This is a genomic window from Ornithinimicrobium murale (genome assembly GCF_003352835.1).
Classification (GTDB): domain Bacteria; phylum Actinomycetota; class Actinomycetes; order Actinomycetales; family Dermatophilaceae; genus Ornithinicoccus; species Ornithinicoccus muralis.
Genome location: NZ_QLVD01000023.1, coordinates 306,080 through 320,059, shown reverse-complemented (window position 1 = coordinate 320,059; position 13,980 = coordinate 306,080). Strand labels below are relative to the sequence as shown.

15 protein-coding genes are annotated in these 13,980 nt (G+C 70.6%); 14 read left to right on the top strand and 1 reads right to left on the bottom strand.

The annotated features are described in order from the left end of the window. The first annotated feature begins 3 nt into the window (after nucleotides 1-3). The 6 genes from DPQ65_RS10835 to hemB all read left to right on the top strand — a co-directional run bounded on the left by DPQ65_RS10835 (nucleotide 4) and on the right by hemB (nucleotide 6,074). Nucleotides 4-306: a glutaredoxin family protein gene (locus DPQ65_RS10835; RefSeq protein ID WP_114907339.1), complete on the top strand. Its 303-nt coding sequence runs from the start codon at nucleotides 4-6 to the stop codon at nucleotides 304-306. 163 nt (nucleotides 307-469) lie between these two features. Next, nucleotides 470-1,165, top strand: a complete 696-nt coding sequence (locus DPQ65_RS10830; protein ID WP_420330087.1) for a redox-sensing transcriptional repressor Rex — start codon at nucleotides 470-472, stop codon at nucleotides 1,163-1,165. Then, on the top strand, nucleotides 1,162-2,493 hold the full coding sequence (locus DPQ65_RS10825; RefSeq protein WP_114907338.1) for a glutamyl-tRNA reductase: 1,332 nt from the start codon (nucleotides 1,162-1,164) through the stop codon (nucleotides 2,491-2,493). The genes DPQ65_RS10830 and DPQ65_RS10825 overlap by 4 nt, the downstream gene beginning before the upstream one ends. Beyond that, the gene (gene hemC / locus DPQ65_RS10820) at nucleotides 2,490-3,443 is read left to right on the top strand and encodes a hydroxymethylbilane synthase (protein WP_114907337.1); all 954 of its coding nucleotides are present in this window, start codon (nucleotides 2,490-2,492) and stop codon (nucleotides 3,441-3,443) included. The genes DPQ65_RS10825 and hemC overlap by 4 nt, the downstream gene beginning before the upstream one ends. A 4-nt stretch (nucleotides 3,444-3,447) precedes the next feature. Then, nucleotides 3,448-5,085, top strand: coding sequence for a bifunctional uroporphyrinogen-III C-methyltransferase/uroporphyrinogen-III synthase (locus DPQ65_RS10815; RefSeq protein ID WP_114907336.1), 1,638 nt, complete (start codon nucleotides 3,448-3,450; stop codon nucleotides 5,083-5,085). Continuing rightward, entirely contained in the window at nucleotides 5,082-6,074 is a 993-nt protein-coding gene (gene hemB / locus DPQ65_RS10810) for a porphobilinogen synthase (protein ID WP_114907335.1), read from the top strand. Before DPQ65_RS10815 ends, hemB begins: the two co-directional genes overlap by 4 nt. 232 nt (nucleotides 6,075-6,306) lie before the next feature. On the opposite strand, the gene DPQ65_RS10805 is transcribed toward hemB, so the two are convergent. Continuing rightward, nucleotides 6,307-6,858: a YceI family protein gene (locus DPQ65_RS10805; RefSeq protein WP_114907334.1), complete on the bottom strand. Its 552-nt coding sequence runs from the start codon at nucleotides 6,856-6,858 to the stop codon at nucleotides 6,307-6,309. Nucleotides 6,859-7,017: 159 nt separating this feature from the next. On the opposite strand from DPQ65_RS10805, the gene DPQ65_RS10800 reads away from it, so the two are divergent. The 8 genes from DPQ65_RS10800 (at nucleotide 7,018) to DPQ65_RS10765 (ending at nucleotide 13,939) form a co-directional block, all read left to right on the top strand. After that, nucleotides 7,018-7,488, top strand: coding sequence for a MarR family winged helix-turn-helix transcriptional regulator (locus DPQ65_RS10800; RefSeq protein WP_114907333.1), 471 nt, complete (start codon nucleotides 7,018-7,020; stop codon nucleotides 7,486-7,488). Continuing rightward, on the top strand, nucleotides 7,485-8,801 hold the full coding sequence (gene hemL / locus DPQ65_RS10795) for a glutamate-1-semialdehyde 2,1-aminomutase (RefSeq protein ID WP_238146789.1): 1,317 nt from the start codon (nucleotides 7,485-7,487) through the stop codon (nucleotides 8,799-8,801). The genes DPQ65_RS10800 and hemL overlap by 4 nt, the downstream gene beginning before the upstream one ends. A 302-nt stretch (nucleotides 8,802-9,103) precedes the next feature. After that, nucleotides 9,104-9,751 (top strand): histidine phosphatase family protein, encoded by a 648-nt coding sequence (locus tag DPQ65_RS10790; protein ID WP_114907331.1) that lies wholly within the window; start codon nucleotides 9,104-9,106, stop codon nucleotides 9,749-9,751. Beyond that, the gene (locus DPQ65_RS10785) at nucleotides 9,748-10,365 is read left to right on the top strand and encodes a TlpA family protein disulfide reductase (RefSeq protein WP_202863085.1); all 618 of its coding nucleotides are present in this window, start codon (nucleotides 9,748-9,750) and stop codon (nucleotides 10,363-10,365) included. Before DPQ65_RS10790 ends, DPQ65_RS10785 begins: the two co-directional genes overlap by 4 nt. Next, nucleotides 10,362-11,102 (top strand): cytochrome c biogenesis CcdA family protein, encoded by a 741-nt coding sequence (locus tag DPQ65_RS10780; RefSeq protein WP_114907330.1) that lies wholly within the window; start codon nucleotides 10,362-10,364, stop codon nucleotides 11,100-11,102. The genes DPQ65_RS10785 and DPQ65_RS10780 overlap by 4 nt, the downstream gene beginning before the upstream one ends. Further along, complete coding sequence (gene resB, locus DPQ65_RS10775; RefSeq protein ID WP_114907329.1) at nucleotides 11,103-12,710, top strand: cytochrome c biogenesis protein ResB; 1,608 nt, start codon at nucleotides 11,103-11,105, stop codon at nucleotides 12,708-12,710. Next, on the top strand, nucleotides 12,707-13,675 hold the full coding sequence (gene ccsB, locus DPQ65_RS10770; RefSeq protein WP_114907328.1) for a c-type cytochrome biogenesis protein CcsB: 969 nt from the start codon (nucleotides 12,707-12,709) through the stop codon (nucleotides 13,673-13,675). Before resB ends, ccsB begins: the two co-directional genes overlap by 4 nt. Nucleotides 13,676-13,678: 3 nt before the next feature. Beyond that, nucleotides 13,679-13,939, top strand: coding sequence for a DUF4229 domain-containing protein (locus tag DPQ65_RS10765; RefSeq protein ID WP_114907327.1), 261 nt, complete (start codon nucleotides 13,679-13,681; stop codon nucleotides 13,937-13,939). Nucleotides 13,940-13,980: the final 41 nt, after the last annotated feature.

Sequence of the window (13,980 nt, the reverse complement as noted above, 5' to 3'; positions counted from 1 at the left end):
GACATGGCCGAGGATGCGGTGAAGCGCTGGTTTCGCCGGTCGCTCGAGCGGCCGGCAGGTCCTCGGATCACGTTGGTTGACCGGCTCGGTTGTCACCTGTGCCTGGAGGCTGAGCGCACGGTCCGCAAAGTGTCTGAATCGACCGGATTCGACTGGGAGAGAGTCGATGTCGACTCAAGCCCAGAGTTGCAGGAGCGGTTCGGCGATCTGGTCCCCGTCGTGCTCGTCGACGGGCGCGAGGTCGGACACTGGACGATCAGCGAGGTTTCCCTGTCCCGCGCGCTACGCCGGCGACAGCGTGATTGACCTGCATACTCACCTGCTGAACCGCATACTCATGAGTAAAGTCACACCCGCTGGGCGCGACTTTGTGCAAGCGTTCACAAAGTCATAAGGTGGGGGGGTCCCTGAGTCCCCCTGACTGGTTCTGGTATAGGAGCCGTCGTGGCCATAAGGAGCCTGTGCCGACGTGGTGCCCGAGTCCCTGCGCCGTGGTTGTGTCCCCGAGGCCACCGTCGGCCGACTCCCGCTCTACCTCCGGGCGCTGACCGGGCTGCACGACCAGGGCGTCACCAGCATCGCCTCCGAGGAGCTGGCCTCCCGCTCGGGAGTGCGCTCCACACAACTGCGCAAGGACCTGTCCCACCTCGGGTCCTACGGTGTGCGTGGCGTGGGCTACGACGTCGAGCTGCTGGCCGCCCAGATCGCCCAGGAGCTCGGCCTGACCCAGCAGTGGCCCGTCGTGATCGTGGGGATGGGCAACCTGGGCCGCGCCCTGGCGGCCTACGGCGGGTTCTCCGGGCGCGGCTTCCGCATCGTGGCGCTGGTGGATGACGATCCGGAGGTCGTGGGCACCGTGGTCGAGGGGTTGACGGTCACCACGCTGGCCGACCTGGCCACCAAGGGGCCGACCGTGACGATCGGGGTCATCACCACCCCGGCCCCCGCTGCCCAGGCCGTCGCCGACGAGCTGGTCGCGATCGGCGTCCGCTCCCTGCTCAACTTCGCACCGGGTCACCTGGTCCTGCCCGACGGCGTGGACGTCCGCGGTGTCGACCTCGCCACCGAGCTGCAGATCCTGGCCTTCCACGAACAGCGGCGGCTCCTGGCCATCTCCACCCACGACCCGCTCTCACCGGCGGCAGACACGGAGGCGATTGGATGAGCCTGCTCGTCGTTGGTCTCTCACACCGCAGTGCCCCGCTCGAGCTGCTCGAGCGGGTCGCCCTGGACGGTCGGCGCTCGAGAGAGCTCGCGGCAGGGGTGGTGGGGCTCGACGACGTCAGCGAGTCGCTCGTGTTGACCACCTGCAACCGCACCGAGGTGTATGCCGAGGCGCTGAGTTTCCATGGTGCCGTCGCCCAGGTGGGGGACAGCCTGGCCAAGGCCACCGGGGTGGACCTGCAGGATCTGACCCCGCACCTCTACGTGCACTACGAGGAGCGGGCGGTCGACCACCTGTTCTCCCTCGCCTGTGGCATGGAGTCGATGGCCTTGGGCGAGAGCGAGATCCTCGGGCAACTGCGGGACGCGTTGCGTGCCGGGCAGGAGGACGCCCACCTGGGCACCGTTCTCAACCCGCTGTTCCAGCAGGCCCTGCGCGTCGGCAAACGTGCCCACACCGACACCGGCCTGGACCGCGTCGCGCGCTCCCTGGTGGGCGCCGGACTCACCCGGGCCGCAGCGGTGCTCGGCTCCCTGGACGGAGCGGATGCCCTAGTCGTCGGAGCCGGCGCGATGTCCGGCCTGGCCGCCGCCTCGCTGTCCCGGGCGGGGGTCGGCACCCTCGGCATCCTCAACCGCACCCGGGAACGGGCGGAGCGGCTCGCCGAGGCCCACCAGGGGCAGGTCCACGACTGGTCGCAGCTCGAGCGGGGACTGGCCACCGCCGATCTGGTGCTGACCTGCACGGGCGCCACCGATCACGTGGTCACCCGGGACCTGCTCCCGGACGACCGGACTGAGCGACCCCTCGTGATCATCGACCTCGCGATGCCACGCGACGTCGCGCCGGAGGCGGCCGAGGTCCCCGGCGTCACGGTGTGGGGTCTGGCCGACCTCAATGGCGACGGAGCGGACGGCACCGCCACGGCAGAGGCCGGGGGCGGGCCGGATGAGACCGAGCAGGTGCTGGCCGTGGTCCGCGAGCTGGTGGCCGGGGAGGTCGCGGCCTATCTGGCGACGCGGCGCTCGGCCCGGGTCGGCCCCACCCTGGCCATGCTCCGCTCCCGGGCGGCGGCGGTGGCCGATGGTGAGCTGGAGCGGCTCGACCAGAGGCTGCCCGACCTGTCCGACGCCCAGCGCGCCGAGGTGCAGCAGAGCGTCCGGCGGATCCTGGACAAACTCCTGCACACGCCCACCGTGCGTGCCAAGCAGCTCGCGGCGCACGACGCGGACGGTTCCTCGGTCGCCCTGCTGCGCGAGCTCTTCGACCTCGACGCCCGCGAGACCGCGGCCGTCACCACCCCGCCCCAAGTGAGTGGATTGCCATGAGTGACAGCGCACCCGACGCCCCCGCCGGCCGCCCGCTGCGGCTGGGCACCCGCGCCAGCGACCTGGCCACGTCCCAGTCCGACTGGGTGGCCGACAAGCTGCGCGCCCTCGGCCACGAGGTCGAACTGGTGCTCGTGCAGACCGAGGGTGATCGCTCGAGTGCGCCTCTGACCCAGATCGGTGGCACCGGTGTCTTCGTCTCGGCGCTCCGCGAGGCCCTGCTGGAGGGCCGGATCGACCTGGCGGTCCACTCGTTGAAGGACCTGCCGGTCGGCGAGGAGGCGGGTCTGGTGCTCGCCGCGGTGCCCGAGCGTGAGGATCCGCGCGATGCCCTGATCTCCCGTGACCGTGTGGCGCTGGCCGACCTGCCTGAGGGCGCAGTGATCGGCACCGGCTCACCGCGCCGCGCGGTCCAGCTGGAGGCCGCCGCCTCGCAGACGACGGTGACCGGCCTGCGGGGCAACGTCGGGAGCCGCATCGGCAAGGTCACCGACGGCACCCTCGATGCCATCGTGCTCGCCGCGGCCGGGCTGCGGCGCCTCGGCCGGATCGACGAGGCGAGTGAGGTGCTCGAACCATCGGTGATGCTCCCCGCGCCCGGGCAGGGTGCGTTGGCAGTCGAGTGCCGCTACGACGACCGGGAGACCGCCCGGCTCCTGGCACAGCTCGACCACGCGCCCACCCGGGAGGCAGTGACCGCCGAGCGCTCCCTGTTGGGCGCTCTCGAGGCGGGGTGCAGCGCACCGGTCGGTGCCCTGGCGGCCAGGGACGGGGACGACCTGGTGCTGGACGCCGTGGTCGGCACCGGGGAGGGCGTCCTACGGCACACCGTCCGCGGTCACAGCGCCGTGGACCTGGGCCACGAGATGGCGCACCACTTCCTCAACCGTCTGGCCCCGGACGGCGGGAGCCCCTTTCAGACCCCCACAGCACAACAATCTGGAGCGTGATCACGTGAGCACCAGCACAGCAGCACCACCCAGCGCCCCGCCCGCGGTCTGTGCCCGCGTGGCGTTCGTCGGCGCCGGGCCGGGCGACCCCGGCCTGCTCACCGTGCGAGCCAGGGACTATCTCGCCAGCGCCGACACGATCGTGGTCGACGACCCCGAGACCGCGGAGCGGCTCAGCGGCCTGCTCCGCGAGGACGTCAACGTCGTGCAGACCGGTGTGGTCGGGGGGCCACGCCGTTCGCCTGCCGCCCGCGCCAAGCTCCTCGTGCGGGAGGCCCGCGCCCTCAAGGAGAGCGAGACCCTCGTGGTGCGGGTGATGGTGGGTGACCCAGGGGCGTTCACCACCCTGAGCCAGGAGGCGCTGGCCTGCCGCAGCGCGGGCGTGTCGTTCGAGGTCGTGCCAGGCGTCTCGGTGGCGTGGTCCGTGCCCACCTATGCCGGGGTGCCGCTCACCTCCGGCACGGGCGCGGTGCACGTCATCGACGCCGCGGACAGCAAGACCGACTGGACCACCTCGGTCGCGGACGACATCACGGTCGTCCTGCTCGGCGCCGCGGACGCGGTGCGCAAGGCCCTGGCCGGCCTGCGCCGTGCCGGCCGCGACCCGCAGACGCCGGTCAGCGTGACCGAGGACGGCACCACGGTGCACCAGCAGACCGCCGTGACCGTGCTGGACCAGGTCGACAGCATCCTGGAGACGCACACCTTTGCTCAGGGTGTCGTCGTGGTCGGGCGGGCCGTCGACCTGCGCGAGGAGCTGAGCTGGTTTGAGACCAAGCCGCTCTTCGGCTGGAACGTCCTGGTGCCGCGCACCAAGGACCAGGCCACCGAGATGACCCGGCGCATCGCCTCGCACGGGGCCACCTCCAAGGTGGTGCCGACGATCAGCGTCGAGCCGCCGCGCACGCCGCAGCAGATGGACCGGGCGATCCGCGGCCTGGTCACCGGCCGCTACGAGTGGGTCGGTTTCACCTCGGTCAACGCCGTCCGGGCGGTCCGCGAGAAGTTCGTGGAGATCGGTCTGGACGCCCGCGCGTTTGCCGGACTCAAGATTGCAGCAGTTGGTGGCGTCACGGCAGATTCCCTGCGACAGTGGGGGATTGAGCCTGACCTGGTCCCCACGACCGAACAGTCCGCACGCGGTCTGCTGGCCGACTGGCCGGAGTATGACGACGTCCTGGACCCGATCAACCGGGTGTTCCTGCCGCGGGCCGACATCGCCACCGACACCCTGGTGGCCGGGTTGCTCGAGATGGGCTGGGAGGTGGACGACGTCACGGCCTACCGCACGGTGCGCGCCGCCCCGCCGCCCGCCCCGGTCCGCGACGCGATCAAGGGCGGCACCTTCGACGCGGTCTGTTTCACGTCCTCCTCGACCGTGCGCAACCTGGTCGGGATCGCGGGCAAGCCGCACCCCAACACGGTGGTGGCCTGCATCGGCCCGGCAACGGCCAGGACCGCCGAGGAGCACGGGCTGCGAGTCGACGTGGTCGCCCCCGAGCCGAACTCCACCGTCCTGGTGGATGCTCTGGCACGGCACGCCGCTGAGATCGCCCTGACGGCCCGCGCGGCGGGTGAGCCGGTGCGACCGAGTCAGCGCCGCACCACCGGGCGACGCGGCGCCGCTCGCGCCCGCGCATGAACGAGATCGGCGCCCCGTCCGAGCGTCCGCGGCGCTTGCGGACGACCCCGGCCATGCGCCGCCTGGTCGCGCAGACCCGGCTGTCGCCGGCCGACCTCGTGCTGCCGGTGTTCGTCCGCGAGGACATCAGCGAGCCCGTGCCGATCGTCTCGATGCCCGGTGTCGTGCAGCACACCCGCGCGTCGCTCCGGCAGGCCGCCCAGGAGGCGGTCGAGGCGGGTGTCGGCGGGCTGATGCTGTTCGGGGTGCCCTCACCGGACCACAAGGATGCCGAGGGAACCTGGGGGACCCGGCCTGACGGCATACTCAATGTTGCCCTGGCTGACCTCCGGGCCGACCTGGGCGATGCCACCGTGCTGATGGCCGACCTGTGTCTGGACGAGTTCACCGACCACGGGCACTGCGGTGTGCTGGACGGCGACGGCCGGGTGGACAACGACGCCACACTGGAGCGGTATGCCGAGATGGCGCTCGCCCAGGCCCGCGCCGGAGCGCACGTGGTCGGCCCGTCCGGGATGATGGACGGGCAGGTTGCGGTGGTGCGGCAGGCTCTCGACGGGGCCGGGTTCACCGACGTGACCGTCCTGGCCTACACCGCGAAGTACGCCTCCGCCTACTACGGGCCCTTCCGGGAGGCCGTGGGCTCGAGCCTGCAGGGCGACCGCCGCACCTACCAGCAGGACCCGGCCAACGCGACCGAGTCGCTGCGCGAGCTGAGGCTCGATCTGGCCGAGGGGGCGGACCTGGTCATGGTCAAGCCCGCCCTGCCCTACTTGGACATCCTGCGCCAGGTCGCCGACCTCTCCGACGTGCCGGTCGCGGCCTACCAGGTCTCGGGGGAGTACGCCCAGATCGAGGCGGCTGCCGAGCGCGGCTGGCTGGACCGGGACGCCACCGTGCTGGAGTCCCTGACCGCGGTGCGTCGGGCCGGCGCGCAGATCGTGCTGACCTACTACGCCGTGCATGCCGCGAGGCTCCTGGCCCGCTGACCCCTCATCTCGACCGGGCGCGTGGGCGCTCGGGTTTCGTCTCGACCGGGCGCGTGGTCGCCTGGGTTCTGCCTCGACCGAGCGCGTGGGCGCTCGGGTTTCGTCTCGACCGGGCGCGTGGTCGCCTGGGTTCTGCCTCGACCGGGCGCGTGGGCGCCCGCCGATGACAGCACAGAACCCCCGCGCCGCAACTCGGCACGGGGGTTCTGCGGTGTCAGGGGCGAGCCTGGGCTCAGGCCTGGGCGTCCTCACTGGTCGGCGCGACCAGCTCGACGTCCAGGTGCAGCTTGACCTTCTCGGAGACCAGCACGCCGCCGCCCTCGACGGCCACGTTCCAGGTCAGGTCCCAGTCCTTGCGGTTGACCTCGGTGGTCGCCTCGAAGCCGGCGCGGGTGCCACCCCACGGGTCGGGGGAGACGCCGTTGAACTCCAGGTCGAAGGTCACCGGGCGGGTGGTGCCCTTGATGGTCAGGTCGCCGGTCATGGTGGACTCGGTGATCTCGGTGGAGTGGAAGGTCATCGTCGGGTGGTTCTCGACGTCAAAGAAGTCAGAGGTGCGCAGGTGGTTGTCGCGGTCCTCGTTGCGGGTGTCGACCGAGTTCAGCTGCACCTCGGCGGTGACGGCGGTGTCAGCGAGGGTCTCACCGACAACCACGTTGGCCGTGAACTCGGAGAAGGTGCCGCGCACCTTGGCGACCATCATGTGGCGGGCGGTAAAGCCCACCTCGGTGTGGGTCGGGTCGACGGTGTAGTTGCCCGGGGCGAGGCTGTTGAAAACGGTCATTGCGGACTCCTTCTGGTGGGATGTTGTCGGTGGGGTGTCGAGGTGGAGAACTGTTGAGAGTTCAATCATATTCCCAGTCGCTACGATTCACCAGAGCACCTACTCACCAAGCCCAGCACATTCCCGCCGATCGGGCGAGTGCAGGAAGGCGGCGTCAGCATGGAGGACCAGGTCCGGTGGCTCACGACTCAGGAGCAGGCTTCCTGGCGTGCCTACCTGCGCGGCACCCGCCTGATCGCGACCGCCCTCGATGAGGGGCTGACCCGACACGGCACGCGCCTCACCGAGTACGAGATCCTCTCCATGCTCTCCGAGGCCCCCGACGGTCGGCTGCGCATGTCGGCACTCGCGCAGCTGGTGGTCCAGTCCCGCAGCCGGTTGACACACACCGCAACCAGGTTGGAGCGACTTGGCTGGGTGCAGCGCCACGCGGTGCGCGAGGACCGACGCGGGGTCGAGCTCAGCCTGACCCCAGCAGGTCGTGCCAAGCTGGAGGAACTGGCCGAGGTGCACGTCTCGGACGTGCGGCGGATCCTCATCGACCGGCTGACGCCTGAGGAGTTTGAGGCACTGGGCCACGCCATGACACGAGTTGTCGACTCGATCGACGTGACAGAGGGAGACTGTTGAGCACCACCAACTATCCGGACGAGGCCCCCGCCTCGGAGGAGCTGCTGACCCGCGCCCGCCACGTGATCCCAGGAGGGGTGAACTCCCCGGTCCGGGCCTTCCGCTCGGTCGGCGGCACGCCGCGCTTCATGCGCTCGGCCTCCGGCCCCTGGCTGACCGATGCCGATGGCCGGCGTTATGTCGATCTGGTCTCCAGCTGGGGTCCGATGATCCTGGGCCACGCGCACCCCGACGTCCTCGAGGCCGTGCGGACGGCAGCGGCCGACGGGTTCAGCTTCGGCACGCCGAGCGAGCACGAGGTAGCCCTCGCCGAGGAGATCGTCTCCCGGGTCGAGCCGGTCGAGCAGGTGCGCCTGGTCAACTCCGGCACCGAAGCCACGATGAGTGCGATCCGGCTGGCCCGTGGCTTCACCGGCCGCAGCGTGATCGTGAAGTTCGCCGGCTGCTATCACGGCCACGTCGACTCGCTGCTGGCCTCCGCCGGCTCGGGACTGGCCACGTTCGCGCTGCCGGACTCGGCGGGAGTCCCGGCCAGTAGCGCTGCCGAGACGATCGTGGTGCCCTACAACGACGTCGCTGCGCTCAAGGCCGCGTTCGCTGAGCGGGGCACCGAGATCGCGGCCGTCATCACCGAGGCCTGCCCGGGCAACATGGGGGTGGTCCCGCCCCAGCCGGGCTTCACCGAGGAACTGCGCCGGGTGACCCGTGAGCACGGGGCACTGCTCATCTCCGATGAGGTGATGACCGGGTTCCGGTGCAGCCGGGCCGGATGGTTCGGTCTCGAGGGGCCGTATGCCGAGGGCTCGCCAGATCTGTTCACCTTCGGCAAGGTGATGGGCGGGGGATTCCCGGCCGCGGCCTTCGGTGGGCGAGCGGACGTGATGGCGCTCCTGGCACCGGAGGGCCCCGTGTATCAGGCGGGCACCCTGTCGGGAAACCCGGTCGCCAGCGCCGCCGGCGTCGCCACCCTGCGGTTGTGCACACCCGAGGTCTATGCCCGGATGGATGAGGTGGCGCACACGATCGCAGGGGCGGTCACCGAGGAGTTTACCCGCGTCGGCGTGCCGCACCGCATCCAGTGGGCCGGGTCGATGTTCAGTGTCTTCCTGCGCGAGCCCGAGGTGCGCAACTACACCGATGCCCAGGACCAGGACACCGCCGCCTTCGGCAGGTTCTTCCACGGCATGCTGCGCCGCGGCGTGCATCTGCCCCCGAGTGCGTTCGAGACCTGGTTCGTGTCAGCGGCGCTGGATGACGAGGCCGTGGAGACGATCCTCGCGGCGCTGCCCGGTGCCGTGGCCGACATCGGCTGACCACCCCCCCCAACTCCTACCGGGCGCGTGGGCGCTTGAGTTTGGACTCGACCGGGCGCGTGGGCGCTTGAGTTTGGACTCGACCGGGCGCGTGGGCGCTTGAGTTTGGACTCGACCGGGCGCGTGGGCGCTTGAGTTTGGACTCGACCGGGCGCCGTGCCCGGACCGCCTGTCAGGTCTGGGTGCGCTCGGTGGGGTGGGATGTCAGGTCTGGGTGCGCTCGGTGGGGTGGGATGTCAGGTCTGGGTGCGCTCGGTCGGGGACTGCGGATTCGCTCAGGGTCGCATGGGACAATCTCGGGCATGATCGGAGGCAGCCGCACCCTCGTCCACGTGGTGCGCCACGGCGAGGTCGACAACCCGGGTCGAGTCCTCTATGGACGTCTGCCTGGCTATCGCCTGTCCCCGCTGGGAGAGCAGATGGCGGAGCGGGTCGCGGAGTTCATGGACGGGCGCGACGTCGTGCATCTGAGCGCCTCTCCGCTGGAGCGCGCGCAGCAGACCGCGGCCCCGACCGGACGGGTCCTCGGGCTCGAGATCGGGTCCGACGAGCGGCTGATCGAGGCTGGCAACACCTTCGAGGGCAGCACGGTCGGCTCCGACCCGCGACAGTTGGTGCGCTGGCAGAACCTGCGCCGCCTGACCAACCCGATGAAGCCGTCCTGGGGCGAGCCCTATCGCGACATCGCCTCGCGCATGCTCGCTGCAGTCGAGGCCGCTCGGCGGGCGGCTAGTGGCCACGAGGCGGTGCTGGTCAGCCACCAGCTCCCCATCGAGACGTTGCGCCGTGCCGTCGAGGGCCGCCGGCTGTGGCACAACCCGCGGCAGCGGCAGTGCACCCTCGCCTCGGTCACCACCTTCACCTATGTGGACGACGAGCCGACGGCGATCGACTACGCCGAGCCGGCTAGTGACCTGCTGAGCGTCGCGGCCCCGGGGGCGGGGACGTGAGGCGGGCGACCCGACTGGCTGGTGCCCTGCTCGCCCTCTCCCTGGTCGCCGCGGGCTGCAGTGAGGGTGGCAACACCATCAGCGCGCAGGCGCGGGACGGCAACCAGGAGGGCTACGTCTCCGGCGACGGCACCGTCGAGCAGGTGGCGCCGGAGGACCGGACGATGACGATCGAGCTCGAGGGAGACCTGATCACCGGGACCGACCCAGAGACCGGGGAGGTGCAGCTCGAGCCGTGGTCGTCCACGGAGGCCCGCGGTGACGTCCTGGTCATCAACGTGTGGGGCTCGTGGTGCCCGCCCTGCGTGGCCGAGGTCCCCGACCTGAAGGCCGCCCACGCCCACTTCGAGGAGGCGGGTGCCCCGGTGCAGTTCATAGGCGTAAACGACCGCGACTCCGCGAGCGCTGCGCTGGCCTTCGAGCGCACCTACGAGATGCCCTACCCCTCACTGGCCGACGACGGCGGCCAGACACTGCTCGACCTGCAGGGGATGGCCAATCCCCGGCCGACGACGCTGGTGCTCGATGCCGAGGGAAGAGTTGCGGCCCGGGTCGCCGGCCAGGTCAACGAGGCCACCCTGCAGGGGCTGGTTGAGGACGTGCTCGACTCGTGAGCGAACTCGTCCTCAGCGGCCCGCTCCTGGCCGCGCTGGCCGTGGCGGCGCTCGCCGGCCTGGTCAGTTTTGCCTCGCCCTGTGTGCTGCCCCTGGTCCCAGGGTTCCTGGGCTACCTGGGCGGCATGTCACCCGAAGCCACCGAGCGGGGCGGGCGCGGTCGTCTGCTGCTCGGTGCGGCGCTGTTCGTGGCCGGCTTCAGCGCGGTCTTCATCGTCATGAGCGTGGTGATCTCCGGCCTCGCGCTGAGCCTGCAGCAGCACCAGAACCTGCTGCTGCGGGTCGGAGGTGCCCTGGTGATCGTGCTGGGCCTGGTGATGGTGCTCAACCCCAGCACCTCGCTCGGCCCGCGCTGGCGGCCCACAGCAGGTCTGGCCGGGGCGCCCCTGCTGGGTGTCGTCTTCGGCCTCGGGTTCACGGCCTGCACGGGCCCGGCGCTCGCGGCCATCCAGACCCTGGGCGGCTCGTTGGCGCCCGACGGCGCCACGATCCTGCGTGGCACGGTGCTCGCTATCGCCTACTGCCTCGGGTTGGGGATCCCGTTCCTGCTGGTCGCCGCCGGCCTCGGGTGGGTCAGCCGGCTGTCCCGCTGGTTGCGGGACCGGCACCGTCTCATCTCCACCGTGGGCGGCGCGATCCTGATCGTTCTCGGGCTGCTCATGGTCACGGGTGTCTGGGACGGCATCACCACCTGGATCCAGACCAGACTCATCAGTGACTTCCGGACGGTGCTGTAGGTGACCCAGACCAAGAGGGGACCGGCCCACGAGCCGATCACCCAGCCGAGGCTCGGCCTGGTGGGCTGGCTGCGCTGGATGTGGCGGCAGTTGACCAGCATGCGCACGGCGCTGATGCTGCTCATGCTGCTCGCGGTCGCTGCCGTCCCCGGTTCGATCTGGCCGCAGCGCAGCGTCGACCCGCCCCGCGTCAACGAGTTCATCCGCAACAACCCGACCCTGGGGGAGTGGCTGGACCGGTTCGGCTTCTTCGACGTCTACTCATCGCCCTGGTTCGCCGCGATCTACCTGCTGCTGATGGTCTCGCTCATCGGCTGCATCATCCCGCGGGCCGGGGTGCACTGGCGCGCGATGCGTGCCCTCCCGCCGCGGGCACCCCGCAACCTGACCCGGCTGGAGGCCCACGCCACCACCGAACTGTCAGCAGACCCCGAGGTGGTGCTGGCAGCCACCCGCGCGGTGCTAAGCAGGCGGCGCCTCCGCATACGCAGGCCAGAGGAGGGCCGAGAGCGCGAGGTGGCCAGCGAGGGCGGCTATCTCAAGGAGACCGGCAACCTGGTCTTCCACATCTCCCTGCTCGCCGTGATCGTCTCGGTGGCGGTCGGGCACCTGTGGGGCTGGCGCGCGGAGGTGATCCTCCCCGAGGGTGAGACGTTCACCAGCCAGGCCGGGCGCTACGACACCCTGCAGACCGGGCCCTGGGTGGACGAGGGATCGATCGACCCGTTCTCACTGCGGATCGACCGGCTCGACGTGGAGTTCGAGACCGATGCCGGAGGCGCCCAGTTCGGTGCACCCCGCCTCTTCGAGGCAACGGCGACGACGACGGCCGAGCCCGGCGCCCCCGAGCAGGAGCGGGTCTTCGGGGTCAACAACCCGTTGCACTTCGGGGGCACCTCGGTCTACCTGCTCGGCAACGGCTATGCCACCGTCACCTCGGTCACGGACGGGGAGGGCACCTCGCTCGGCACCTTCACCACCCCCTTCCTGCCCCAGGACGACAACTACGCCTCCACCGGCGCGATCAAGATCCCGGCCGCCGACCCGCAGCTCGGGTTCTACGGTGTCTTCCTCCCGACCCTGCGGTTCGCCGACGCGGGACCGGTGTCGGACTTCCCCGGACTGGTCGACCCCGCCCTGCTGCTCGGCGTCTACGAGGGGACGTTGTTCCCGGGCGGGCGGCCGCAGTCGGTCTACACCCTGGACACCGCCCAGATGGAACAGCTGGTGACCGAGGAGGACGAGCTCTCCCGCCTCCTGCTGCGGCCCGGCGACACCATGGAACTGCCCGGCGATCGCGGCACCATCGTCTTCGAGGATGTGATCCGTTGGGGAGGCCTGGTGGTGCGCCACGATCCCGGGCGTATCCCGGTGCTGATCAGCTCGATCGTGCTCCTGGGCGGACTGATCACCATGCTCACCGTCAAGCGCCGCCGCGTCTTCGTGCGAGTCACCCGCCCGGGTGAGGGCGGCGGGGGGCCCGGCGAGCGGCATACTGGACTGACGATCGCGGGCCTGGCCAAGGGCTCCGACCCCAACCTGCAGGACTATCTCGACCGTATCGTCGAGGACATCGAAACAGCTGTTGCGACGAAGGACACCGCATGACCAACCAGACCCTGGCGCAGGCCTCCGACATCGCCGTGTGGGCGAGCATGGTGCTCCTCACTGTGGCGATGCTGGCGTTCGCCGGCCACCTCGCCGTGACCGGCACACGTGCCCGGAGCCGGTCCACCGACGCCCAGGCAACGGCGGACTCCGCGGTCGGATCCGCCGAGCAGAGCGGATCCGTCGCGGTCCTGACTCCGCCCGAGGTGGAGCCGGCGCCATCGCGCCGCTGGGGCGTCATCGGGCTGCAGGTGACCTGGCTGGCGACCTTCGCTCTCATCGCCGGGATCGCCCTGCGTGGACTGTCGGTGAGCCGCGCGCCGCTGGGCAACATGTACGAGTTCGCGGTGGCTGCGGCGATGTTCACGCTCGTCGTCTACTCGGCGTGGGCGCTGCGCAAGGATCGGCTGTGGCTGGGGCTCTTCGTCACGCTGCCGGTCCTGCTGATCCTGGGCGCGGCGAAGCTGAGCTGGTACACCGAGGCCTCCCAGCTGATGCCCTCGCTCAACTCGATCTGGCTGGTCATCCATGTCTCCGTCGCCACCCTGTCCGTCGCGCTGTGCGTCATCGGCTGTGCGCTGGCGCTGCTCTACCTGGCCAAGGACCGCGCCGAGCACAAGGGCGAGGTCCCCGGCTGGCTCGCCGCCCTGCCCTCCTCGCCCTCGCTGGAGCGGATCACCTACGGCATCCACATCGTGGCCTTCCCGCTGTGGACCTTCACGCTCATCGCCGGTGCGATCTGGGCCGAGCAGGCCTGGGGCCGCTACTGGGGCTGGGACCCCAAGGAGGTGTGGACCTTCGTGATCTGGGTGGTCTACGCCGCCTACCTGCACGCTCGGGCCACGTCCGGCTGGCACCCGCGCAAGGCCACCTGGCTGGCCGTCGCCGGTGCTGGCTGCATCCTGATCAACTACACGATCGTCAACACCTTCTTCGTCGGCTGGCACTCCTACTCGGGGATCTGAGCCGTGCTCAAGTACTCGATCTACCGCCTCGGCCTGTTCCTGGTCGTGATGCTGATCCTGGTCCTGGTTGGCCTCGATCCGATCCTGGCCGCCGTGGGCGCCGCGATGATCTCGATGGTGACCTCGTTCTTCGTCCTGGCCGGCCCCCGTGAGGAGGCCGCCCGAAAGATCGAGGCCAGGGTCGAGGAGAACCGTGCCCGCAAGGCCCGCAAGCTGGACGACGAACGCACCGACGAAGAGGCCGAGGACGAGGACCACCGCTGAGGACCCCGCCGGCAGAGGCCCTGGCCGCCCAGATGAGTGCC